The 22,908-nt window shown below is 37.8% G+C and carries 22 protein-coding genes, 1 tRNA gene and 5 pseudogenes; 14 read left to right on the forward strand and 14 right to left on the reverse strand.

Translation table 11 applies throughout. The annotated features are described in order from the left end of the window. The first annotated feature begins 31 nt into the window (after window positions 1-31). Genes WIW52_RS09550 through WIW52_RS09560 form a run of 3 tightly spaced genes read left to right on the forward strand, consistent with a single transcriptional unit; the run spans window position 32 to window position 4,544 of the window. The gene (locus WIW52_RS09550; RefSeq protein WP_337710130.1) at window positions 32-1,822 is read left to right on the forward strand and encodes an NFACT family protein; all 1,791 of its coding nucleotides are present in this window, start codon (window positions 32-34) and stop codon (window positions 1,820-1,822) included. 26 nt (window positions 1,823-1,848) lie between these two features. Beyond that, on the forward strand, window positions 1,849-2,715 hold the full coding sequence (locus tag WIW52_RS09555; RefSeq protein ID WP_337710131.1) for an RIO1 family regulatory kinase/ATPase domain-containing protein: 867 nt from the start codon (window positions 1,849-1,851) through the stop codon (window positions 2,713-2,715). Next, the gene (locus WIW52_RS09560) at window positions 2,712-4,544 is read left to right on the forward strand and encodes a DUF460 domain-containing protein (RefSeq protein WP_337710132.1); all 1,833 of its coding nucleotides are present in this window, start codon (window positions 2,712-2,714) and stop codon (window positions 4,542-4,544) included. The genes WIW52_RS09555 and WIW52_RS09560 overlap by 4 nt, the downstream gene beginning before the upstream one ends. On the opposite strand, the gene WIW52_RS09565 is transcribed toward WIW52_RS09560, so the two are convergent. Next, the gene (locus tag WIW52_RS09565) at window positions 4,531-5,748 is read right to left on the reverse strand and encodes a methionine adenosyltransferase (protein ID WP_337700062.1); all 1,218 of its coding nucleotides are present in this window, start codon (window positions 5,746-5,748) and stop codon (window positions 4,531-4,533) included. The genes WIW52_RS09560 and WIW52_RS09565 overlap by 14 nt on opposite strands. 31 nt (window positions 5,749-5,779) lie before the next feature. Further along, a complete protein-coding gene (locus tag WIW52_RS09570) occupies window positions 5,780-6,043 on the reverse strand; it encodes a U6 snRNA-associated Sm-like protein LSm6 (RefSeq protein WP_156004928.1) in 264 nt (87 codons plus the stop codon). A 103-nt stretch (window positions 6,044-6,146) separates the two neighbouring features. On the opposite strand from WIW52_RS09570, the gene WIW52_RS09575 reads away from it, so the two are divergent. Beyond that, window positions 6,147-6,461 carry an ArsR/SmtB family transcription factor gene (locus WIW52_RS09575; RefSeq protein ID WP_337710133.1) on the forward strand — a complete coding sequence of 105 codons (315 nt, stop codon included), beginning with the start codon at window positions 6,147-6,149 and terminating at the stop codon, window positions 6,459-6,461. On the opposite strand, the gene WIW52_RS09580 is transcribed toward WIW52_RS09575, so the two are convergent. Continuing rightward, window positions 6,414-8,012, reverse strand: coding sequence for a CTP synthase (locus WIW52_RS09580; RefSeq protein ID WP_337710134.1), 1,599 nt, complete (start codon window positions 8,010-8,012; stop codon window positions 6,414-6,416). The two genes, WIW52_RS09575 and WIW52_RS09580, sit on opposite strands and share 48 nt — an antisense overlap. 86 nt (window positions 8,013-8,098) lie before the next feature. Between WIW52_RS09580 and WIW52_RS09585 the strand changes: the two genes are divergently transcribed. Together WIW52_RS09585 and WIW52_RS09590 are read left to right on the forward strand one after the other, a co-directional pair. Beyond that, window positions 8,099-8,770 carry an orotidine 5'-phosphate decarboxylase / HUMPS family protein gene (locus WIW52_RS09585; protein WP_337699781.1) on the forward strand — a complete coding sequence of 224 codons (672 nt, stop codon included), beginning with the start codon at window positions 8,099-8,101 and terminating at the stop codon, window positions 8,768-8,770. 23 nt (window positions 8,771-8,793) lie between these two features. Further along, window positions 8,794-9,258, forward strand: a complete 465-nt coding sequence (locus WIW52_RS09590) for a hypothetical protein (protein ID WP_337710232.1) — start codon at window positions 8,794-8,796, stop codon at window positions 9,256-9,258. Window positions 9,259-9,369: 111 nt separating this feature from the next. Here the strand turns inward: WIW52_RS09590 and WIW52_RS09595 are convergent, their stop codons facing one another. The 4 genes from WIW52_RS09595 to WIW52_RS09610 all read right to left on the reverse strand — a co-directional run bounded on the left by WIW52_RS09595 (window position 9,370) and on the right by WIW52_RS09610 (window position 12,500). After that, on the reverse strand, window positions 9,370-9,792 hold the full coding sequence (locus tag WIW52_RS09595; protein WP_337710135.1) for a DUF2153 domain-containing protein: 423 nt from the start codon (window positions 9,790-9,792) through the stop codon (window positions 9,370-9,372). 48 nt (window positions 9,793-9,840) lie between these two features. Further along, a complete protein-coding gene (locus WIW52_RS09600; protein ID WP_337710136.1) occupies window positions 9,841-10,236 on the reverse strand; it encodes a Trm112 family protein in 396 nt (131 codons plus the stop codon). Then, window positions 10,233-11,597: a phosphoglucosamine mutase gene (glmM, locus tag WIW52_RS09605; protein ID WP_337710137.1), complete on the reverse strand. Its 1,365-nt coding sequence runs from the start codon at window positions 11,595-11,597 to the stop codon at window positions 10,233-10,235. The genes WIW52_RS09600 and glmM overlap by 4 nt, the downstream gene beginning before the upstream one ends. Window positions 11,598-11,690: 93 nt before the next feature. Continuing rightward, on the reverse strand, window positions 11,691-12,500 hold the full coding sequence (locus tag WIW52_RS09610) for a DUF929 domain-containing protein (protein ID WP_337710138.1): 810 nt from the start codon (window positions 12,498-12,500) through the stop codon (window positions 11,691-11,693). 121 nt (window positions 12,501-12,621) lie between these two features. On the opposite strand from WIW52_RS09610, the gene WIW52_RS09615 reads away from it, so the two are divergent. Both WIW52_RS09615 and WIW52_RS09620 read left to right on the forward strand, forming a co-directional pair. After that, complete coding sequence (locus WIW52_RS09615) at window positions 12,622-13,266, forward strand: amidohydrolase family protein (protein ID WP_337710139.1); 645 nt, start codon at window positions 12,622-12,624, stop codon at window positions 13,264-13,266. A gap of 146 nt (window positions 13,267-13,412) precedes the next feature. Next, window positions 13,413-13,997, forward strand: coding sequence for a hypothetical protein (locus tag WIW52_RS09620; protein WP_337710141.1), 585 nt, complete (start codon window positions 13,413-13,415; stop codon window positions 13,995-13,997). 512 nt (window positions 13,998-14,509) lie between these two features. Here the strand turns inward: WIW52_RS09620 and WIW52_RS09625 are convergent. Next, on the reverse strand, window positions 14,510-14,878 hold the full coding sequence (locus tag WIW52_RS09625; protein ID WP_337710144.1) for a hypothetical protein: 369 nt from the start codon (window positions 14,876-14,878) through the stop codon (window positions 14,510-14,512). 616 nt (window positions 14,879-15,494) lie between these two features. Here WIW52_RS09625 and WIW52_RS09630 point away from each other — a divergent pair. The 3 genes from WIW52_RS09630 to WIW52_RS09640 all read left to right on the forward strand — a co-directional run bounded on the left by WIW52_RS09630 (window position 15,495) and on the right by WIW52_RS09640 (window position 17,512). Continuing rightward, complete coding sequence (locus tag WIW52_RS09630; RefSeq protein ID WP_337710145.1) at window positions 15,495-15,818, forward strand: hypothetical protein; 324 nt, start codon at window positions 15,495-15,497, stop codon at window positions 15,816-15,818. A 5-nt stretch (window positions 15,819-15,823) separates the two neighbouring features. Continuing rightward, window positions 15,824-16,477 carry a hypothetical protein gene (locus tag WIW52_RS09635; protein ID WP_337710146.1) on the forward strand — a complete coding sequence of 218 codons (654 nt, stop codon included), beginning with the start codon at window positions 15,824-15,826 and terminating at the stop codon, window positions 16,475-16,477. Window positions 16,478-17,356: 879 nt separating this feature from the next. Beyond that, window positions 17,357-17,512, forward strand: coding sequence for a hypothetical protein (locus tag WIW52_RS09640; RefSeq protein WP_337710148.1), 156 nt, complete (start codon window positions 17,357-17,359; stop codon window positions 17,510-17,512). On the opposite strand, the pseudogene WIW52_RS09645 reads toward WIW52_RS09640, so the two are convergent. The 3 pseudogenes from WIW52_RS09645 to WIW52_RS09655 form a co-directional block, all read right to left on the reverse strand. Then, window positions 17,463-17,795, reverse strand: a pseudogene (locus WIW52_RS09645) (type II toxin-antitoxin system RelE family toxin). The gene WIW52_RS09640 and the pseudogene WIW52_RS09645 overlap by 50 nt on opposite strands. Before the next feature lie 516 nt (window positions 17,796-18,311). After that, window positions 18,312-18,485, reverse strand: a pseudogene (locus WIW52_RS09650) (IS701 family transposase); the annotation flags it as partial. 14 nt (window positions 18,486-18,499) lie between these two features. Beyond that, window positions 18,500-19,522 (reverse strand): annotated as a pseudogene (locus WIW52_RS09655) (ISH3 family transposase). Window positions 19,523-19,819: 297 nt separating this feature from the next. On the opposite strand from WIW52_RS09655, the gene WIW52_RS09660 reads away from it, so the two are divergent. After that, on the forward strand, window positions 19,820-20,125 hold the full coding sequence (locus tag WIW52_RS09660) for a type II toxin-antitoxin system RelE family toxin (protein ID WP_337710151.1): 306 nt from the start codon (window positions 19,820-19,822) through the stop codon (window positions 20,123-20,125). Here the strand turns inward: WIW52_RS09660 and WIW52_RS09665 are convergent. Then, window positions 20,082-20,231 (reverse strand): hypothetical protein, encoded by a 150-nt coding sequence (locus WIW52_RS09665; protein ID WP_337710153.1) that lies wholly within the window; start codon window positions 20,229-20,231, stop codon window positions 20,082-20,084. The two genes, WIW52_RS09660 and WIW52_RS09665, sit on opposite strands and share 44 nt — an antisense overlap. 136 nt (window positions 20,232-20,367) lie before the next feature. On the opposite strand from WIW52_RS09665, the pseudogene WIW52_RS09670 reads away from it, so the two are divergent. Together WIW52_RS09670 and WIW52_RS09675 are read left to right on the forward strand one after the other, a co-directional pair. Further along, a pseudogene (locus WIW52_RS09670) lies at window positions 20,368-21,086 on the forward strand (IS1/IS1595 family N-terminal zinc-binding domain-containing protein); the annotation flags it as partial. A 166-nt stretch (window positions 21,087-21,252) separates the two neighbouring features. Then, a pseudogene (locus tag WIW52_RS09675) lies at window positions 21,253-21,423 on the forward strand (putative integrase); the annotation flags it as partial. 30 nt (window positions 21,424-21,453) lie between these two features. Here the strand turns inward: WIW52_RS09675 and WIW52_RS09680 are convergent. Continuing rightward, a tRNA-His gene (locus WIW52_RS09680) sits at window positions 21,454-21,528 on the reverse strand. Window positions 21,529-21,660: 132 nt separating this feature from the next. After that, the gene (gene coaBC, locus WIW52_RS09685) at window positions 21,661-22,899 is read right to left on the reverse strand and encodes a bifunctional phosphopantothenoylcysteine decarboxylase/phosphopantothenate--cysteine ligase CoaBC (RefSeq protein ID WP_337710156.1); all 1,239 of its coding nucleotides are present in this window, start codon (window positions 22,897-22,899) and stop codon (window positions 21,661-21,663) included. Window positions 22,900-22,908: the final 9 nt, after the last annotated feature.

Here is a 22,908-nt window from a genome sequence, read left to right on the forward strand (position 1 = left end):
GGTAATTAATAGACTATAGGGGGTAAAATAGTTGAATAGAAAAACGAGCATGTCTTACATTGATCTACTGGCGTGGTACACAGAAAACAAGAATAAACTTGAAGGGTGTAGAATAGACAACATATTCAAAATCGAAGGGCTTTCAGCCTACTTACTTAAGCTATATTGTAGGGGCGAATATAAGAACTTAGTCTTGGAGCCGGGTAAGAGAATTCACTTCACGAAATATGAAAGACAAAAAGACTCGACCGCCGAGGTCACGGTGTTACGTGAGCTTCTTCGAGACAGAATAATAAAAGACATCTCGATCTTAGGAACGGAAAGGATTATAAAGATACTTGCGTCAGAGAAAATCATCTACTTAGAATTACTCCCGAGAGGTCTCATGGTGATTACAGATGAGAATAACAAGGTATTGTTCTCTACCGAGTACAAAGAATTTAAAGACAGAACTATAAAATTAGGTCTGACTTATACCCCTCCTCCACCCTTTAACCCTCCGACTAAGGAAGAGGTAGACAAACTACTTAAGAAAGGTAACCTAAGCAGGATCTTGGGAATACCTCAAGAACTCGCTGAAGCTCTGAAATTATACGCAACCAATGAACAAGAGCTAGAGGAAGCCAAGAAAAAGATTGAGGAATTATTGAGGAAGATATCAAGCGGTAATTTCGATAAGTGTTTAATTAAGGACACTACTGTACTCCCGGTAAAAATTGAAGGTTGTATTGAGATGGAAAGTTATAATGACGCATTAGATGAATTTTTTACAGCAGAGGAAAGATCGTTAATAAAGAGTGAAATAGACAAAAAACTTGAGGAAGAAAGGAAAAAGTTAGAAAAAACAATAGAGGAAACTAAAAGGCAAATAGAAGACTATGAGAAAAAAGCTGAAGAGCTAAGAAGCATTGCACAAATTATAGTGGCTAACTATGAGACGGTTAACTCCCTTCTTAGTCAGTCGGGTAAGCGAAATCCCTTCAAGACCACCATTAATGGAATAGAAGTGGAACTGGATCCTAGTCTCTCAGTCTATAAGAATTCTTCTAAATACTTCGATATGGCTAAGGAGTACGTGGAAAAAGCTAAGAGAGCAAGGGAAGTTTTAGAGGATTTACAAAGAAAAATGCGAGATCTGGAAAATCAAATCCTCGAAAGAAAGGAAGAGATAATTGTAGCCTCAAGAAAGAAGGAATGGTACGAAAAATACCATTGGACTATAACAAGGAATGGTTTTCTAGTAATTGCCGGAAGAGACATCGATCAGAACGAAAGTATAGTCAGAAAACTGTTAGAGGACAAAGATATCTTCTTCCACTCTGACATTCAAGGAGCTGCTGCCACTGTTCTGAAAACGAGTGGTAAAGAGCCCAAAGAGGAGGACTTACTTGATGCTGCCACAATTTCGGCTTGCTACTCTAAAGCTTGGAAGGCTGGTATGGCTGCCATAGACGTTTTTTGGGTATACGGGGAACAAGTTAGCAAGACCCCGCCAAGTGGTGAGTACCTTAAGAAAGGATCCTTCATGATCTACGGTAAAAAGAACTATATAAAGAACGTTAGATTGCAACTTGCTATAGGCTTGATGAAGAGCGAGGAAGGTTTAAAAGTTATGACAGGTAACATCGATAACGTATCTTCGAAGACGGACACTTACGTTGTAATTTCTCCAGGTGACGACGATCCTTCTAAACTAGCTGATAAGATAATAAAGTACTTCTACGAAAAGTTCGGTATTAAAGGTCTTAGAGCTTTAAAAGAGGACATTATCAGGGAAATACCTGGTAAGTCAAAGCTTCTTATGAAAAAAATTAAAGCGTGAAGACATAATATTTATTGTTACCAGTTATGCCTTCTTTAACATTAGCCGAGCGAGCCTCTCTTGTAGGTCCCTTAGATTATAAAATTCTTAAAACCATTTATTCTCTCCATAGTAACCACGAGTGGATTATGACATCAGAGTTAGTAGAGGAAACAGGGTTAAGGTTAAACGAACTCCAGCCAGTTTTGTTAAGACTGTATAACCTCAGGTTACTTTCAAAACAGATAATAAGTGGTGAATACAGTTACAGAATTACTTTTACAGCTCTAGATATATTAGCAATAAAGAAACTTTACGTGGAGAAAGTCCTTAAGAACCTTGGGATAGTAATAGGGGTCGGAAAAGAGAGCGAAGTGTACGTAGGTTATAACTTTAACGACGAACCGCTTGTAGTCAAATTCCACAGGGTCGGTAAGAGAAGTTACAAGAACGTCAGGAAGATCCGAAATATCCAAAAAGATAAAGACTGGACGGTAATTTCAGCGGAAAACGCAGAAAGGGAATACCAGGCTCTTGAGTGTGTTAAGAAAAATTACGGCTATGTTCCGCAACCTTACGGAAGAGCTTATAACGCCGTGGCTATGGAACTGGTGGAAAGTAGAGAGTTATACAAGAGTGAATTGACAAACCCAGAAGAAATACTAGATCAGATACTGTCGACAATTAGAATAGCGTATAATGAATGTAAGATGATTCATGGCGACTTAAGTGAATATAATGTACTTGTAAAGGACGGAACAGCTTACGTAATCGATTGGCCGCAATGGGCAAGCCCCGAGAACGAGGACTTACTTATGAGAGATGTAGATCATATTCTTGCTTATTTTTATAAGAAGTATGAAATAGATAAAGATGTAGATGCTGTCATAGATTATATAAAGGGGAAACCATGAAGGTAATGGGAATTGATATTGAGCCAGGCCAAAGCCCGTCTTCCTTGAAGCCTCCCACATATTCTGTGATTATCATAAATGAAAAAGGTGAAGTAGAATACAAGGCAGAATCATCTCCTCTCACGAAAATATTAAGGTTAGCTTGGGAATTAAGACCAGATAAAATAGCAGTAGATAACGTTTACGAGTTAGCACCCGATGAGAAAAAACTTGTCAAAATCTTATCGCTTTTACCGGACAAACTAGAAGTTATACAAGTTACTTACGTCAACGACATGTTCAAAGATATCAGAGACGTAGCAAGAGAGGCTGGAATTGACGTTCAAGGAAAACCAACACCGTTAAGAACAGCTTATCTAGCAGCTGTTCTAGCACTAAAGGGTATAGGGACCCCCATCAGAATTAGGGAGAATAAGACAAAGATTATAATTTCCAGAGGCAGGGCTGTAGGACCCGGAGGGATGAGCAGTAATAGATATAAAAGAAACTTAAGGGGGCTCATTCTCAGAGTAGCTAAAAGAATTAAAGAACAACTAGATGCACACGGGTTTGATTACGATTATTCGATAAAGAGAAGTAAGAACGGGATAGAAAAAGCTGTATTTACGGTGTATTCGCCCAGAGAGAGTTTATACGGAATCGTAAGGAAAATGAAGGGCCATGACCTAAGAGTTGAGATAAAGCCAGTTTATAAATCCAAAATCGAGTTTGGAGATACAAAAAAAGAAACTAAGCCCATCATAGTAGGCATAGACCCTGGGATAGAAGTAGGGATATCAATAATAGATTTGCACGGAAACCCCTTGTTTATGACGTCTAGGAGAAATATAGACAGAGAAGACGTAATAGACATAATAAGAAAATACGGAAAGCCCGTTTTAATAGCAACTGACGTAACTCCAGTGCCTGACACTGTAAAGAAAATTTCAGCCATGCTAAACTCTAAGTTGTTTGTTCCAGACAAGAGGCTCAGCATGGATGAGAAGATGTTAATTGTCGATAAATTCTCGACTCAGCACGGATTGAAAATAGACGATCCGCACATAAGGGATTCTTTAGCAGCTGCTTTGAAGGCATATTATGAGATCTCCCACAAGCTTAATCAGGCTAGAGGATTACTAAGGAGAATGGATATAGACGTAGATGAGGATCGGGTACTGGAATGTGTTATTGAAGGTAAAACTATGGATGAGTGTGTAGAAAAAGAAATTGAAAAAGAGATAGAAGACACCAAAAATGAAATTTCTCAACCTAATTTTACTCCGCATCAAACTGACTACTACACTAAAGTGAACTCTCTTGAGGAAGAGAATGTACAGTTAAAGAGGGATATAGAAAGACTTAAAAGAAAGATCAGAGAAATGACATTTCAAAATGTGTTATTACAGAGAAGAATTGATGAGATTAAAATGATGTATAATAAGGAACTTCAAAAGGAAAGAAAAATTTACGAGTTGAAGTTAGAGATAGAGAACTATATTAAACTTATAAATATCATGAGGAATAAGATAGAAGAGAAAGAAAGAGAAACCAAGAATTTACTCGAGATAATAGAAGGTTTGGTTAACTCAAGATTACTGGTAGTAGATTCCGATCAGTTACCTCTTTACATGAAGGTAGATATTAGCGAAAAAAGAGTATATTTTTATAGTCAACAAGTAGATAATTCTATAGTGAAGTTATTTTTGAGGGATAAAGTAATTGTTGAAAAAGAGACACTAAGAGACTTGGAAATACTTAATAAGGAAAAGTTACTCGCAGAGAGCGAAAAACTTGACCTAAAGAGAATCCTTGAAGACTATAGGAGAAATCGTTTCAGAACAAAATGACCTTACCCTCTAATATCAGATCAGAGATCTTGACAATATTGCCCAGCATCTCATCAGTGATCCCTTCGATCTCTCTCTTCATATTATCGTTAATTTTACCGTCCTCAGTCATAACCTGAACGTTAGCTATTAGAGGGTCGTCTATAGGTCTCCCTATTTGACCTAACACTTCTACTTGGACGCTTTTTACACCTTTTACCTCTTGAGATACTTTTTGTGCAATTAGGTTCGCAACGATGTTGTAAAGTTTGCCTACATGATTCACGGGGTTCTTTCCTGCAGTAGCTTCCAAAGACATAGGACGCATGGGCGTTATTAGTCCGGTAGCCCTGTTTCCTCTCCCCGTCATTCCATCATCTCCGTGCTCCGCTGAAGTTCCAGTCACGGTGAGATATACTATACCCCTATCTATCTTATCACCAGTGTTTATGTTCACTTTCACATCATAATTAGGAACTAATTTTGCTGCTAAATCTAGAATTTGATTCTTAGTTTCTTCTTTAACGTTTATATACTGATTTACGTCTTCTACAAGCTGGCTTATAACTGCCATAGCCACGGTTAATTCTATCCTATTGCCTTTTCTTAATCCCATCACCTTTATGTCTTCTCCTATCTCAGGGATCTTAGCTTTAATTTCCTTAGAGTTCAACAGCCTTTCTGTATTAAACACCAGATTTTCCAGTTTAGAATAAGGTGCAAATCCAACTCCAAAACTTGTATCATTAGATAAAGGTACTTTCTTACTAGCTTCAAATATTCCAACTAGATCCGTAGAACCTTTCCCTATTTTGTAATCAACTACTACATGTTTTTCTGGGTCTAGATATCTGAAGTGATCCTTAATCCATTCCTTAACACTTTCAATTATAATTGTTCCTACTGGTATACTCTCTGTTCCGTGCTCTGTCTTGACTTCAGTAGTTGCTCTACCTGATACTACAATGTATATAGGATGAAGAACTTCTCCGCCCTTGAACTTAGGTGCTGCTTGACCGCCTACGAGTAAAGTCTTATCTAAATTGTGATGTAAAATTACTCCGTAGTTCTTGAGATAATAAAGCGAAAGTTTTCTACTGGCTTCCTCTGATGCCGAATCCGCTATGTAGTCCGGATGACCTACTCCTTTTCTTTCTACTAATTCTACATCTAAAGAGTCTATATCAGCCCAGTGGCTTAATTGAACGTTTATGTTCCTCATTATACCTTATCCTCACACCAAATAGCTTATAAATTTACTTTTCTTTTCCCATTATCACTTCGTAGTCAACACTGATAAAGAGGATGTTACTACCTCTGATTAAAACTCTGCCATATTTTGCAACAGGGTCTGATGTACCTTCTTTAGTCTCTATACAGTCCCTTAATACTAGGTTCATGGTACCGTCACTCTGTTCCAATCTACCGATGTATTCAGAACCATTCTTCAATTTCACTAATACAACTTTATTCATAGCTGTTTTTAGGCTCTTTAACGGATTTTCCATCTTCGCTTGCACGATAAGTCTCCTCAATTTGAAATTGTGTTACTAGCTAATATAAAAGGGTTCTCATCTCTTTTACCTTACGTTTTTTAAGGGAAATGATGTCAAGATAAACAACGTGGAATTAATAATCTCAGAACCTGAAGAAATTGTAAAGATATCAAAGACATTAAGCGTAATGGCAAGAATAAATATACTGAAACTTACAAGCGAGAAGCCGTTAGATATAACTGAATTAAGCGAAATACTGCACATGAGTAAGGGGAATATAAGTAATCATGTTGCTGAGCTAGAAAATGCCGGCCTTGTGGAAGTTAAGTATGAAAACGGGGTTAAAGGAATAAGAAAAATCGTGAAACCTAAATACCAAAAAATAACTATAATTTTACTCGATACCAGCACTAGCCTTGAGAAAACTAACGAAAACGGGTGAAGGTGCTAACGGTCTACTTCTGTATTCAGGATGCCCTTGTAGTCCGACGAAGAACTTATGATCCTTAAGCTCGATCATCTCTACCAGACCGTTTTCACTGATTCCCGAAATAACCATCCCGTTCTTTTGGAGTTCGTCTACGTATTCAGGGTTGACTTCGTATCTATGCCTATGTCTTTCATAAGCGACTGTTGAACCGTAAATCTTGTTGGCTAACGTCCCTTCCTTAATTATAACCTTCTGTAATCCTAATCTCATCGTTCCACCAACTTGCACCACTTTCTTTTGTTCATCTAGAAGAGTTATCACCGGATAAGGTGTTTTAGGATCGACCTCTGTAGTGTGAGCCCCTTTCAAACCCATTATATTCCTAGCGAACTCCACTACAGCTAATTGCATCCCATAACATATTCCCAAAAACGGAATGTTATTCTCTCTTGCAATCCTTATCGCAGATATCTTACCTTCAACCCCCCTCGCTCCAAAGCCTGGCAATACTATTATACCATTAACCTTCTTAAGTTTCTCCAGTTCTTGTGGATAACTTTCGAGATCGGTCGATTCTATCCATAATAATACGGGCTTTAACTTTAGTTTAGCCGCAGCGTGATATATTGCCTCCTTTATGCTTATGTAGCTGTCTTTCAATTTCGTATACTTACCGACAAGAGCTATTGTGACCTCTCTCTTACCCTCTTTAAGGTCTGAGATGAACTTCTTCCAATCTTCCAGATTTGGCTGACTATCTTTAAGCTGAAGTTTCTCTAGAATTCTACTTGGTACTCCTTGATTCTCGAGTATTAGGGGTACTTCATACGTCATGGAAACATCGTAGTTAGAGAAAATATTTTCTGGTCTTACATTTGTAAATAGAGCGATCTTTTTCCTAGTTTCTTCATCTAATGGTACTACAGACCTTGCAATTATAATATCTGGTTGTATTCCTATCCTGCGTAATTCTTGTACGCTGTGCTGAAGCGGTTTCGTTTTGATCTCCTCGGTGGCTTTTAAATATTCTACGAGTGCGACGTGTACAAATAATACGTTAGGTTCAGCCTCCTCAATTCTCAACTGCCTAACTGCCTCAAGAAAAGGCAAACTCTCTATATCACCTACAGTACCTCCTATCTCAACTATTACGACTTCCGCATTAGCCTTCTCAGCAGCTTTCCTTATCATTGATTTTATCTCGTCCGTAACGTGCGGGATTATCTGAACTGTCTGACCTAAGTATTTTCCCTCTCTTTCCTTTCTGATTACCTCGAAATAAACCTTGCCTGCAGTTATGTTGTTGTATTTGCTCATATTTATTCCGACAAACCTTTCATAATGCCCTAAATCTAGATCAGTCTCTGCTCCATCATCAGTCACGAATACTTCACCGTGCATATATGGGTTCATAGTCCCTGCATCTACATTCAGATATGGATCGACCTTTACTAACGTGACATTATATCCTCTGGCCTTTAGCAGAAGCCCTATAGAGGCTGACACCGTACCCTTACCAACGCTTGACAGAACGCCTCCGGTGACTATAATAAACTTCGTCAAACGGAAATCACAGCTAATATTCTACAAACACCAGTTTTAAAGCTCATTTGTCTTATTTCTAATGGGTAATCTATACGGGGAATAATATGGAATTACTTGAAAAACTAAAAAATTCTAGATCTTTACAGGTAGCACTAGATTTTTTAAAAATAGATGACGCCTTAAAAGTAGCATTAGATGCGATAAAAGGGGGGACAGATATATTAGAGTGTGGAACTCCACTACTAAAGGCTGAAGGTATTACTGCGCTTAAAAAACTTAATGAGATCGGTAAAGGGAAAATCGTTCTAGCGGATACTAAGACGGCAGATGCTGGTGATGTTGAAGCTGAAATAGCTAGGTTGGGAGGAGCAAAAATAATGACTGTCCTAGGAATTATGGATGATGCTACAATAGAGAGTGCAGTGAAGAAAGCTCATGAATACGGTATCTTAGTGCAAGCAGACTTAATAAACGTTAAGAACGTTAGGGACAGAGCTCAGGAACTCAAAAAACTAGGTGTGGATATAATAGGACTACACGTTGGTTTAGACGTACAAAAGAAAAGGGGGATTAGTGTTTCAGACCTTAAAAAAGAGATCAAAGAGGTATCGGAACTGGGGGTAGTAGTTTCAGTAGCTGGAGGCTTAAATAAGGAGAGGATACAAGAGTTGCTTGACTTACCGATTAACATCTTTGTTGTAGGCGGAGCAATAACAAAAGCAAGTAATCCTTATGACGTGACATTAGATATAGTTAAGATAATAAGGCAGAAGTGAGAGTATTAGAAGAGGAGAATTATATGTCTCAGCCTGGCGGTCAGACAAAGTCTAAGGACGTAAAGCTTGTGACGAAGCAAGTAATAACTCCTGACGTTCTTAAAGAAGACAAAAGAAAGGTCAAACTATTATACATAATTAAGGTTTTAGGCGGTGCATCGGAGAAGGCTCTAGTTACTGCATTAAATGAAATGAAGGAGAAAGGGTTAGATTTAGGATATCAGTTCAACATTATTGGCGGAAACATTTTCAGTCCTATGGTTAAAGAAGATATTACTTCTTTATTATACTTAGGATATGTAGAGAACGATCCAGTCAGCAAGAAGTTAAAAGTTACTAATAATGGACTAGAGTTTTTAGACACTCAAACTATAGAGGAAGATTTCAAGAATAACCTTAACCAATTAATAAATGATGTAAAACTTAAGGTTCAAGCGATAGATGAAGAAAATAGATTAAAGAATAGAAGAAATAATAGAAGATACTAAACCGAAATTCTACCTTATTTATTTTTTGTTTTTAATCCATCTTGTTATAGTACAGTTGTTATAATAGTGCAGTAAAGAATACAGTAAAGAATATTAAAATAGAAAGATACTTCACATCGTCATAAAGCTTCCTCTTCTGCCAGTCTGCTGTTGGTTCTCGTCACTTAGTGGTCTGTTCCATATCAGTGGGTCTAGCTTTCCTTCTTTGCTTAACTTGATTACCAAATCTCTAAACTCGCTCGTATGCCTTATGTCTAGTTCAAGCAGTGTTTCTAAAAGCTTCCATGTAGTCTTCATTACATCCTCTAACATCTCCTTAGGCATATGCCTAATAATTTGCGGATCTTGTAACCATTGATCGAATGCTTTTATAGTCCTCATTATATGCTGGAATGCTACTCTAGTGGCTAATATTAAGTCAAGTCTGTCAATATCACCTGACTCATATTTTTTCTCCATTTCTCTCACAGTATTCAATAAATTCTTTTGCATCTTAATCCATTCGTCAAGATTTGAGAGATATCCGTTTTCCAAACGGCTACACCAATATTACTTATGATACTACAAATTAATAAGCATATGTCAAATACTCTCTTTAATGTTATAAGGTAGACCTTCCAACAAGATTTCTCTAGGAATTTTATCCTTATATTTCTTTAAAAATTCAACATCTTCACTTTCTCTTCTTAGCTTATCTGGTAACATCCTCGGTATTTCGTCAATAACTGGATACCATCTCTTACACTGAGAACAATAAAGAATTCCATAAACGATCTCTTTCTTGAAACACTCTTCACAAGGAAGTTCTTCCTTAGCATCCTTAACGTTGACTTTCTTATACGCACAATATATTTCGCACAAGGGCTTTTTCTCATCTCCTAAATTTCTCTCAACTTGTTTCTCAGAAAAAACGTAGTACGTAAGAGGAAAATGTTTACAAATAGGACAAGCTAAAAGGTCTAACAGCCTATACTTCATCCGCTTTCAACAATACTCTTTAACTCTTGAGCTATATTATTTGCTTTTTCCTCATCTTTAGCCTCTACTAGAATCCTTATTATAGGCTCTGTACCGCTCTTCCTTACTAAGAACCAATAATCGTTTGTTATCACCTTAACACCGTCAATAGTCAACATCTTTCCTTTTCCCTGATATATCGAGATTAACTTAGAATAGAGGACGTTAACATCATATCCAGGCTTTAACTCCACTTTAGTCTTCACTAAGTAGTACTTAGGCAATCTATCGAAGAGTTCGGCTGAACTAACGTTCTCCTCAGCCATCAGCTCTAGCATTAACGCGAAACTCATAGCACCGTCTCTAACGTACTGATGAGGAGGATACATAAAGCCGCCGTTCTCCTCAAATCCAGCTAAAGCCTTCTCATCCTGGACTCTATGTGCAATATCTACACTACCTACCTTAGTCCATATTACTTCAATCCCGAACTTAGATAGGTATTCCTCAACAAGGCTGGAACTAGAAACAGCTGTAACTACCTTATTACTGGCTCTAGGATTCTTAACGTGAGTCCAATACGAGAGGAGAGCCGCGCTCCTATCTCCCCACTGTATCCTACCTTCTGAGTCAATAAATATAGCCCTATCAGCATCACCGTCATGAGTTACGGTTAAGTCTGCCTTCAACGTTTTAGCTACGTTTGCCGTCTCCTTTAATGAATCAAATGTGGGCTCAGGTTGTCTAGCCGGAAACAACGGGTCAACATTACCGTTAAGAGTATATATTTTACAGCCTAATCCTCTGGCAACTAAAGGAGTAGAAAGTCCTCCTACACTGTTAGCAGAGTCGATGAGAACCGTGTAGTGCTTTTTAGCTACTTTTTCTATATCAACATGGCTAAGGACTCCCTTTACGTAAATATCTATGACTCTGTCCTCCTTCTTAACCTCGTTAGTTAAAGCGCTCCATTCTTGCGTGTTGAACCTCTCACTAAAGTATATTTCTTCGATTTCATTCTCCTTCTCTCTTCTTACTTCAATACCATCACGATCTATAACCTTTATTCCATTATAGGGAGCCGGATTATGGCTCGCAGTTACTATTACACCAGCGTCGTATCCTAAGGTCTTAACAGCGTATTGTAGCGCAGGAGTTGCTGCCATTCCACCATCATAAACTTGGACACCTACACTAAGTAACCCTGCTTCCACAACCCTCATTAACATGTCTCCGCCAGCTCTTGCATCCCTTCCTATGAGAATTTTGCTTTCCTTACCAAAATACGTACCTATAGCCTTAGCTAATTTAAGCACTAATTCAGGTGTTAGCTCCTTGTTAACTATTCCTCTGACTCCATCGGTACCGAATAACTTACCCATAATAAGAGTTTCCCTTCTTTTTATTTTAATTTTGTCGTAACAATTTGAGTCGATAAGATGTAAATAATCTGGATAAATTTCTCAGTAAAGCTATCAGGTAGGGCATGAACCAGTTGGATATGCCATAGCTATTACGTTTTGAATCATGTCCGAGGCTTGAATTATCTGAGTGAAGGTATCAAGATTCTGATAGACGTACTGAGGTGAATAGCCTTCTAAAGTAGTAGGATTTACTATAGGAGTGTCTACGATGTAAGTCCCGTTAGGACCTGATATCAAGATAGCGAAATTTAGGTGAGGGGGTTTTACATACAATGCTGCTGGTTTACCGTAATTGCTTACTGTAATGTTGACTTCGTAGTGTATTATAATACTTACTACTTGAGTCGCATTAGGAACACCCATAGTTTCCAGCTCTTCTGTCAGTATTTGCTCTCCTTCCGGTATTAACTGGTCGGTAGGAATTGGAGTGCCATTGTATGAAGCATTAAGATACTCGTTGTAAACATAAGCTATGTAAAACTCTAATTCTCCTTGTGACTTGAATCCGGTGAATATCAGACCGGGTATATTAGCAGGAGAATGATCGGGATCTGAATAATGAAATTGGAACGACACATTACCATAATTCTTAATAACATTATATATCGCCCACGATGCAGCAGCTCCTACCGGGCATCCATACCAAGATTGTACAACAACAATTACCTTACCCGGTGGTGCATAGTCCTGATCATTAACCTTCACAAACGTACCCGCGGTGATAGTATTTTGTAAGAGAGACGACTTTGACGCTGGAGTTAACGAAGAAGATATATTGTTACTGAAGTGCGATAATACAAGAACTCCACCTATTATTATTATTACTAAAACTAATAATCCAATTAACGTTTTTTTATTCATCGATAATATCAATGAATATAATTTTATAAATGTTACTATAAATTAACTTTATAATGAAATTATATTGAAGAGCAGTTTCAACTGAAATACTTATTGACTCTGTTTGAAGAGAGTATTAGTCGTGGAAATAATAGACATTAACGTACATCTAGGGCTTAAACTTTATCCCACCAGCGCAGAATATCCTTTACGTAACTTCGTCTTAAATCCTGCATATAAATACGGTTGCGAGTGTTGCGTAGACGGGTTCTATCAACAGTATATGAAATATCCTGACAAACCTAGGCTAGGAATTTATAACGTAAGGTGCAGAATTCCTCCTCAAGTCGAGGTTTATAGACAGATCGAGAAAGGGATCGTAGGCTTAATACTCAACCCTATAAACCACTCCTTTAGCTTAAAAGATGAAAGAGTTCTTGAATTAATCAAAATTGTGGAAAAGGAAGACCTACCCCTTCTCGTATATACGGGGAGAGGTTACGGTAACCCCTCCCACTTAAAACCATATTTGTCGAGAGTACCTTATCTTATTCTCATACATTCTGGATATCCTAATTACATCAATGAAGCTATGGAACTAGCAAAAGAAGAAAAAGTGTTTTTCGAAATCTCTATGGTACCTCCTGAGGTAAGTATTGTTTTTAAAGGCAAAAGAGTTTATGGCAGTAACTACCCTTATACACCTATTGACTTAAGACTATTGAATTTACATGGGCTGGACGAGAAGGAAAGAAGCCTATTTGCGAAGAAAATTTTTAAACTATAATTAGACGACTCGTGATTAAAAGTCACCCTCTTGTCTTATTTAATGTAACTTGAGTCTTAGTCTCTTTAAGCTGTCACAATAGTAGAAAAAACGCCTTATATTAACAGAATCTAAACATATATACTACTTTCAAGAGTATTATAAGTATGGGAATTCCGTTCTTCGGACAACCATCATTTGGATCAGCACTTTGTGGAGGGTCTATAGGGCTGGGAGGAAAAACAATGACGGTACCAGTGTCATACCCTATAAATATGCAATATGTGGGCGAGCAAGTAGTAGCTTACCTTAACGGAAGAGGGTTCCAAGTAAACCCTATGATTAGTCAGAATATGGCAGTAATACAAGCAAGACACACGAGTCTGTTCGGGTTTCTGACTGACTCTAATAAGGCCTACACTATAAGGATTTGCCAAGGATCTGGTATGGTCACGATTGAAACCGGCATTGCTAACTGGATCCAAGACCTTATACCGTTAGCTATGAGCGGTGGATTTGCCTTCTTCAGCGACGAGATTTTACATAACAAATTACTCAGCATTCTAGGTATAGGAGGTACCGCATTTGACGCTTATCATGTATACCAAGAATATACGGAAGAGGAACAATTACTTAACTTCATTGCACAAGTAGTTGCAAGTGCTCCCCCTGCACAAGGAGGAATGATGGGAGGAGGACAATACGGAGGCCCTTACGGCGGATATCAGGGTGGTGGATATCCGCCGTACTGAGGAACTACTGAGAAGGAATTTTTACTTGCCTATTTTAATCCATTTCCTCTAGTAGGACGTTTATTGACTCTTATTGGAAAAATAAGAGATATCATAGAAAATTACATATTAAATTCTTTCGTTATACTATACAAAGAAAGATAGAATAAAACTAGGCGTGAAAATGTTTTATTTTATGATAAATTTTTGGCATATAGGTAAATCTACTAATTCTATACCTATAGATAATATCGTTAATCCTAGATAAAAAACTGAAAGTAAATGAGGGGAACCCTCGCTGGCGGGGAGAAAGTCAGACGATTTAGATTATGAAAATTAAGGTGATCAAATGAAACTCCAGACGCATTACGTTTTCTCTACGGACTTAAAAGTAGTTAGCCCCGCCACCCTAACCAAAACATATAGCCTCGTTTGACGGTAAAAAGAAGATAGGTAAGAATAAAAGAGTTAACAGTAGTAAAGATAGCCTCCACTTCATAAGGCGCAAAAAAGAAAGTTAGTTTATAAAGGGGTTATTTCTTTGAACGTCTCTTGTATAAAAGTCCTAAAAGGGTTAGCAATAACACTATCACAATTTCTGGGGCGTACTGAACGTACCACTGTTGGGAGGTAACTTTAGTTGTAGATGTCTGCACGGATGTTGTTTGTGTTGTTGTAGTTTGTGTTTGATTAAGGGACATAATCGGAAAATTAAGGTTAGCTATTTCTTTTTCTAATTGTTGTACTTGTGGGGGTAAACTGGTATTAGTCCATGTAGTATTGGTATAAGTAGTATTTGTAGTGGTGGTAGTTGTAGTACTGCCTCTTACTGGGTGTAGATAGAAGAATATACCGAGAAGAACTAGAGTTACTGCTAATATAGGTAAAATTATGTTTCTCATTAAAGTAAAGAAGAAATGTTAGCTTATATAAATTTATTCACCAGTAATAGTGGACTCCTTGAGTCCCCATATCATTACTTCCAAAGCCAAACGTTAGGACTACATACGCCATTGCAGATGGTGGTTTCATCACAAATTCTACACCGTTATAGAGTGGAAGTCCGTTAAATATAGCTGGGCTATTTAATGCTGATGCATCAATAAATATGTAGTTACTTGAAGGAATGATTGGGAAATTAGTCGGTGTAGTCCCGTTTAGCGTATCTTCAACCTCAAAGAAGACTTGTTTATCGGGTATCAGATATTGTAGGTTTATAGTCTGACTAAAGTATATTTGACCGGTCTAATCGTAATCTGGACATCCGTGTCTACAAAAAATTTCTATCAAACTTCATTAGGTTATCATCCTAATTGGAAATGGCATATATCAGCAGGTACAACAAATCCTCAATTAAGTTGTGATTTTGCTTGTACCCCGTTCAAGATAAATGGTGTTGAATTTAAGCCAAAACCTAATACGGTTTATGAGCTCGGAATTAGGCTTATACCTCAAAATGATAGTACTAATTAGGTTTATCTTTATTTTGTTGATTGGAGTACAGCAACCCTCTATAATATGCACATTCTAGAAGATGATACAGATGTAGTTACACTAGTGGGTGGTATATTAGAAGCTTATACTATCAACGAACAAGAACTTTTAGCATTAGGAGACGGGAATGCATTCAAAATAGAGGACGCTAAGTGGTTAATAGAGCCGTGGACCTCAACTAGATGGCCAAATGCTTATGCATATGAAGGTATAAATGGTAATAGTTACTATAATGTACCAAAGAGTATATGGGAGAATATGCAAATAAAACTAATTATTCATGGAAAATTATATGTGGGCTATAAGATAGGAGGAAACCATTATTCCAATGGGGAAAAGATTTGGTGAGATCAATGAATCTTAAGAACCTCTTCCTATTTCTTACTTTATTTATTATTATATTAATCATTTCTGCTAGCCTATATTTCATATTTAATCATAAACAATCTCAGCATAATCTAGGGAGTATTACTAGTAACTCAACTATTGGCCAAAACTCCACCGAACTAGATTATGCTAAGAAAATCTTAATTGATGCAAAAGAAACTTATCTAAATGCTACAGAGGAAAATAAGACGTGGATGTACCTAATTTACGAACCGTATTCCAACTTCTCTAAGGAGTTTATATTAAATGCTACGTTTATAAACGGGAGTACAATATCTATAGGTCATGTACTATATAAATACTTGATCTTACATGTATACTACGAAAATTCTGACTACACTCCACAAAAAATTCAAGCTAACGGTATAAAAGTTGAGCTTCTTCCGAATCCGAGCTCTGTGACGTATACCGGTGGAGAGGCCTATCATTATCTGATAACTTTTGATAACAAGACTTATAATGTGACACTTTATTCTATAGGTTTTGTTGAAGCTTCTTACTATCTTACTGCATCGACCCAAAAAATAGGTAACTTATACATTGTTCAGATTACGATAACGAAAGAGTTAGATAATACAGCATATGTTAACGAATTATGGCTAATACTCGCAAGACCTTAATTATAGGTAGTTCATGTTTTCTTTGGAATTGTGATTTTTCTTATAATTAACATAATTCTATGGAGGAAATCTAAATATATACTGAACAAAAATAAGAATAAGAATAACCGTAATAATATTACACTTATGAGATAATTAATGAATAGGTAACTCCATGGCAATAATCCGTGCGATTTGTAAAATTCTCCAAGGGGCAATAGGACTTGTCAAAACGCTTCTTCTCCACAACTAAAAGACTCGACAAGGTTGTCACTCTTAAGCCACTTCCACACCTACCTCAGTGTTTCAAGGCAATTAAGCACACCGTACTTGCCACTCATAGTTTCTCCTTCTTCAACCGATTTGATGAGTTTATCTAACTCTTCTCTCTCGCCCTTAGTCATATTGTATTTCATGTGTACAATGCAGTATCGTCTCTTTATTTTCATCTGTGAAGAATTAATAGTACGGTTGAGTGCCTTAACGCCATCGGTAACAACTATCTCGACGTTATATTTCTTCCTAGTTGTAGTAAGAGTTCCAAATAGCTTCTCTTGTCCTCTTCCTTAAGTAGGATTAAGGAGTATGTAAATAGCCTAACAACACTACAAAAACTCTATTACTTAATCTCTCCCCTCAGGATTAACAGATTTGTTAATGCTGTTCCCGTTAACGTAAGAGTGAGCTCTTGTAAGCAAAAAATCGCGGATCCACACAGGGTTAATTACCCTGAATTTTTGTAGAGCAAACTGGGGAGTTTATTGAATTTTTCTAACGGGAATAGAAAGCCGGGATCCCATATATGTGCTTCTACCACTTACTTAACAATTTTTCAAAATTCAATGAGAAGAAACTCTGTTAGCAAATTGTTTTAATAACCTCTTTGAGAAGTTTATACATATGAGAATTGTTGAAGATAAGGACGGAGAAAGGTTTCTAGTGATCGAGTCAGATAAGGACTTTGAGAAGTTTAAAGAAGACTTGTTAAATATTGCTAGAGAAAAAGCTAAGGATCGTGCCCGTAAACCTTCTTATGAGACCCAATCTCCCAAATGAAAACTATGCAATTTTTTGGATCAACGCTATAAAGTATCCTTGTATCCCCCGTAACTTCTATGGAAAACATAGGATTGTTATATTTATCCTTACCTAATTTTTCCCTGGCGTACTTCAAAGGATCTTTCCTTAATAACTCTTATTTTTCAAGAATTAACATCAATAACTTATCACTAAAATTATCTGCCACGTATTGCATAAATTCTCTACAATCTCTAGCTTTCCTCATGGAAAGCCTCAATTCCCACTTCTCGCTAACCAGATTAAAAGATATAGAAAACATATTTAAAAGTCTTTTTCTTTTCGTATATTATTTCATTAGGAATAATAGTTATAATAATGATAATAGTGGTAGAAAAAATCATAGTTGTGATTATGTAACCCTTGATTTTACATTTGAAAGCGAAATTTAAAAACTCCAAGTCATTTCGCTTTCGCCCCAAAAAGAAAAGCTAACGGATAACTGAAATAATAAAAACAACGGATAACTGAAATAATCTATGAATAAAAAAAATAAGAGTTTTAGGTGCAACGTTTTTCATAATTCAACTAATTAATTTTTTGTATATACTTAACTTTTATAATTATATTACTAAGAATTCAATTCAATTAGGAGGTAAAACGGTGTTCTATTCTGGTAGTTCTAATATTGAAAAATTCTTTACAGTTGAATTAATTATGATTTTTATAACGTTATTTATTGTTGTGGGAATTGTAGATATTGCAGTTAGATAATTTTTAGAATTATTATGTAAGTTTTTTACTAAGATATATCTAGAAATTGCAGCAGTTAGGGACTTTAACGTAACTTAAAGATTTTCATCAGCCCAGGTGGTCCGCCTAAATAACGTTCAACGAACCTGAGGAACGCCTCCACGCTCCTCAGGTTCAGCTCCCCCACTAGCTCCCTGACAACGTTGGTCATGATGGTGAAGATCGTGAGGTAACCTTGGAGCCTCTCCCTCCTCCAGAACGGTAGACTCAAAATCACCTCCTTAATAATAAATCTATAGTGTAAATAAGTGTTTCTGCTAGATTAAATGTAAAATTCTCCGGATTGAATAAATCAGGAAAAAAATAAACGAATTAATAATAATCTAAATTCCTCTCTCCCCACCTCCCCCTTGAACAAGGAGTAGAGTACAAGGGCAAGAACGAAGATCAATATGCGGAAAACAAACTTAGTAGAACTAGTAAATGGAAGAAAAGCCTTAATGTTCCTATAAGAGGTCTCTATTGGACCTCTCCCCTTATTGTACAAATCCAACACTTCCCTCTTTGGTATCTCGAGGTTAGTAGCCCTAGCAAAATAAACAAGCCTCTTCTTTCTCCTAACCTTCTCCTTACTGTACACGAGAAGCCTGAACTTAACTTGCTCATTCCTCCTATGCCTCTTACTATTAGTCATGTAATCACCATCAAACTCCTCATCCTTCACATCCCCAACTGGGACAGCAATTATGTACTTAAACTGTGAAATGAAGTTGATCACGTCGACAGTGTAGAAACCGGCGTCAAGAGTTATCAACCTTATCTTGAATCCCATTGCAACAACTTGCTCCACAAGAGCCTTCACTATCTCGTCCTTAGTCATACCGCTCACTTGTAGGCAAGTAATAGTACTTTCCCCTTATACTTGGTTGTTGCAGTTGCGTAGTTCCAAGAGCTTCCTCTTTCAGAGCTCCCGAGTCCTTTCACCGGTTTCCCATACCACGTCTTTGTTGTCCAGTCTATAAGGTCTATCTCCTTTACCCCCTTCAGTACTTCTAATTTCCCTAGCATTTTCCAATCAATTACTTCCATCCCTTGTTTCTCTACGTAGTTCCTCACGGTCTGTGGGGATACGTCATACGCTCTGGACTTGTTCCCTACTGAATCGTTCCACAAACAAGCAGAGATGAGGGTTTTTGCTACCTTTTCTCCTTTCTTTCCCTTGAAGTTTAGCATGGAAAGTAATTTATATCCTATTTGTTGAATGTTATTTTGGTGAGGGAGACCAAGTGTTACCATCTTCCTATCTCCCTTGGTAATACTCTGTCTCCCTCACCTTAAACCCTTTCTTCAATTCTTTACACTCTTATAAATTTCTTTATCTTTCACGGATTAGATATTATCCTATCAGAAATATTTTTGTAGTATGATTTTGGGTCTACCGTAAACGGTGTAGCTGTTCTCATGGGGATACTAATGCTCTTTGCAGCAACACAACTACATAACTACCATTATTACAACTATTATTTCTAACGAGATAATATACGAAAAGAGATAGAAATAGATTTTTAAAGTAAGTTCTCTACATCTTTTATCGTGGTTTGTAGAGAGTGGAAGTTAAGGTTTCGGCTGAAGAAGGCTAAGAGCCATGAGGAATTCATAGAATTCGCTACTGATGAATTCGATGATAAATTGCTCATGCTGATTTTAGAGAAATTGGAGTTGTTGCAAGAGAACCCTTTCAAATACTCCAGGGAGAAGTTGGGAAAAGATATATACGGAAATACTATGTTTTCCATAGAAGTAACTGGGGATATAAGGATACTTTATAGCGTTGATTCAAAAAATTGCATAGTTTTCATTTGGGAGGTTGGGTCTCATAAGAAGGTTTACGGGCATTAGCCTTTTCCTTAGCCCTCTTTAATAAATCCTCCTTAAATTTCCTAAAATCTTCCTTATTCTCGATCTCTAGAAACCTATTACCGTACTTGTCCTCAACAATTCTCATATGTATAAACTTCTCAAAGAGGTTAATAAAATAATGTGGCTAATAGACTTTCTTCTCATTGAATTTTGAAAAATTGTTAAGTAAGCAGATAGGTATCGTCGTTAAGTTATTTATATTTGTATAACGAGTATTACTTACGGGTAGGAAGCCTGTATTTAGGTAAGACGTTTCTTGTCCCTCTTGTGGTAGTCATCATGTTGTTAAGTGTGGTAGGCCTTTGGGTAGGCAGAAGTTTTTGTGTAGGGATTGTGGTAAGTACTTCTTGGGTGATGCTAGTTATCATTCTAGGAAGTTGAGGGAGGAGGCTTTGAAAATGCTAATGGTATGAGTATGAGGGCTATTTCTAGGGTGCTTAACGTACCTCTTGGTACTGTTTTCACTTGGATTAAGCGTTATGGTAGGAAGAAGTATGAGAAGTTGGTTGAGTAGTGGGGTAGGGCTAAGGAGCTGGTCAAGGGTAAGGTTGTTGCTAAGGTTGTTGATGAGATGTGGACTTACTTGTACAAGAATGCTAGGGCTTTTTACAAGTGGGTTTTCACTTGTTACGTGTACACGAAGCTGGGAGTTTACCTCATTTTGGGGGATAGGGATGAGAGTACTTTCCTTGAGGTTAAAAAGTATTTGCCCGAAGAGGGTAGATGGGTGAGCGATGATTATAACTTGTACTACTGGTTGAAAGACCACACGGTAGTCTCGCCAGTTAACCCTAACGAGTCCTTCCATTCCTCATTAAGGGATAGGCTAATTAGATTCAAGAGAGCAACGAAGGCAGTAAATAGGAGCATTCGTACCATGATGTACTCCATAGCCCTAGTCTTATGGGAGAGAAGGTTAATCCCAGAATTTGTAGCTTAATGACGACACTATCTCCACACTCACAGCTGCTTAGACAAAATTCAATTTTTCGCACAAATGAGGGATCTTTGCCGTCTTCTTTCAACTCTACACAAATCACGGCAAAAATTGATGGGTTGCCAATGCTTATAAACGCGAATTGGCAACCATAATACGGTTGGCGTTCTTGGGCGAAAAACAACGTCGTTATAAATTCGGCGACTATATTTTACGCGAAAGAAAAGGTCGGTATTACGTTTACAAGATAGAGTGTGAGGACGGTAACCCAAGGGAACGTTACGTAGGTCCTTTAGCTGACGTAGTTGAATCGTATCTAAAAATGAAAGAAAATAGCATTGGGGGTATTAGGGGGTATCCCCCTAATGAGGGCTCGGGCCGGGACTTGAACCCGGGACCTACGGGTCCACAGCCCGTCGCTCTAACCAGGCTGAGCTACCCGAGCCACTTTGTGTCCCAGCCAATTAGAGTTTAACGAGTTGTAGAATTTAAACTTAAAGCTGAATAACATTCAACAAACTACGCTACAATAAGGAGAACCAATTTTCCAACGGTATGCGGAAAGACGCTTAAAGACTCAATTACTTCTCCCCTTTCTTTTCATGTATTCCTCTTTTATCTTGTCTAACAAAATTCTTGCTATTACGCTCTTGTAATCCTTACCTAGCTTCTCGATCTTGTCGTCACTTATAACGATGACTTCATTGAACTCCGACGAGAAAGCTATATCTTTTCTCCTAGCGTTATTCGCGACGATCATATCAAACTTGTGCCTTTCTTTCTTTAACTTAGCTTTCTCTATTAATTCTTCATCATCCTTAGCAGTTTCGGCAGCAAAACCCACTAAGAACACGTCGTATTTCCTAATCGTTGAAGAGATCTTAGGAGTTTTTTCCAATTTGACCTCTGGAACTACAGTATGGCTATCGATTTTGCTTTCTGCAGTGATCACTGGTCTGAAGTCCGCAGGGGCTCCTGCAAGGATTACAATATCGTAACCCTCCTTGACTAACTTTTCCACCTCGTCCGCCATCTCCGCGGTTGTAGTTACTGGTACAGTCCTAGTATATGGTTTATGATGTGTAGATAAGGGTCCATGAACCAGCACTACGTCAGCTCCCCTGAAGTAAGCCTCGTTAGCTATATCAACTCCCATAGTCCCGCTACTGGGGTTTGAGATAAACCTCACCGGGTCTATGAACTCTCTGGTCGGTCCAGCGGTAACTACAATTCTGAAACCAGTCAAGTCTTTACCCCTAAGCATATAAGTGACTATATACTGAGTTAGGTAATCCACTTCCGGATAGTGTGCTAAGTCCTTGATTATCATGGGTTCTATTATCTCTGCACCGACTGATCTTAACTTTTGCAAATTGTCCCTTAACTGAGGGGAATGATACATTGGTAAGTGCATTGCTGGGACCATTACTACCTTCTTCTTCGTTCCTATGAAGTTCAGAGCCGTAAGTGTTACCGGAGTGTCCCCTATCCCGTTAGCAATTTTTGAGATTGTGTTAGCAGTTGCAGGGGCTATGATAAATACGTCGTAGTCCTCAGCCAACTCTACGTGTTCCAGTTCGCCACCTATTTGCGTTATAACATCATTACCGGTAGCCCAATGGAACATAGTAGGTGAGATGAGTTTACTTGCATCTTCGCTCATTATCACCTTTACTTCGGCTCCCCTTCTCATTAAGCTCCTAGCCAGATCTAGGGACTTATAAATGGATACACTTCCAGTAACGCCGAGCAAGAGCCTCTTACCTTTAAGCTCTTCCGAGATCTCTCCGATGATCCTCTTGGATGGGTGTACCATTAAGTGTCA

Source organism: Stygiolobus sp. RP850M, from assembly GCF_037389295.1.
In the GTDB taxonomy this organism is placed as follows: Archaea; Thermoproteota; Thermoprotei_A; order Sulfolobales; family Sulfolobaceae; genus Stygiolobus.

Coding starts and splice junctions, on each gene's coding strand:
- WIW52_RS09610 (WP_337710138.1), bottom strand. CDS start 12,500: ATGAATAAAAAAACGTTAATTGGATTATTAGTTTTAGTAATAATAATA.
- WIW52_RS09555 (WP_337710131.1), top strand. CDS start 1,849: ATGCCTTCTTTAACATTAGCCGAGCGAGCCTCTCTTGTAGGTCCCTTA.
- WIW52_RS09620 (WP_337710141.1), top strand. CDS start 13,413: ATGGGAATTCCGTTCTTCGGACAACCATCATTTGGATCAGCACTTTGT.
- WIW52_RS09600 (WP_337710136.1), bottom strand. CDS start 10,236: ATGAAGTATAGGCTGTTAGACCTTTTAGCTTGTCCTATTTGTAAACAT.
- coaBC (WP_337710156.1), bottom strand. CDS start 22,899: ATGGTACACCCATCCAAGAGGATCATCGGAGAGATCTCGGAAGAGCTT.
- WIW52_RS09635 (WP_337710146.1), top strand. CDS start 15,824: ATGAATCTTAAGAACCTCTTCCTATTTCTTACTTTATTTATTATTATA.
- WIW52_RS09630 (WP_337710145.1), top strand. CDS start 15,495: ATGCACATTCTAGAAGATGATACAGATGTAGTTACACTAGTGGGTGGT.
- WIW52_RS09590 (WP_337710232.1), top strand. CDS start 8,794: ATGTCTCAGCCTGGCGGTCAGACAAAGTCTAAGGACGTAAAGCTTGTG.
- WIW52_RS09640 (WP_337710148.1), top strand. CDS start 17,357: ATGAGAATTGTTGAAGATAAGGACGGAGAAAGGTTTCTAGTGATCGAG.
- glmM (WP_337710137.1), bottom strand. CDS start 11,597: ATGGGTAAGTTATTCGGTACCGATGGAGTCAGAGGAATAGTTAACAAG.
- WIW52_RS09585 (WP_337699781.1), top strand. CDS start 8,099: ATGGAATTACTTGAAAAACTAAAAAATTCTAGATCTTTACAGGTAGCA.
- WIW52_RS09625 (WP_337710144.1), bottom strand. CDS start 14,878: ATGAGAAACATAATTTTACCTATATTAGCAGTAACTCTAGTTCTTCTC.
- WIW52_RS09560 (WP_337710132.1), top strand. CDS start 2,712: ATGAAGGTAATGGGAATTGATATTGAGCCAGGCCAAAGCCCGTCTTCC.
- WIW52_RS09665 (WP_337710153.1), bottom strand. CDS start 20,231: ATGAGAATTGTTGAGGACAAGTACGGTAATAGGTTTCTAGAGATCGAG.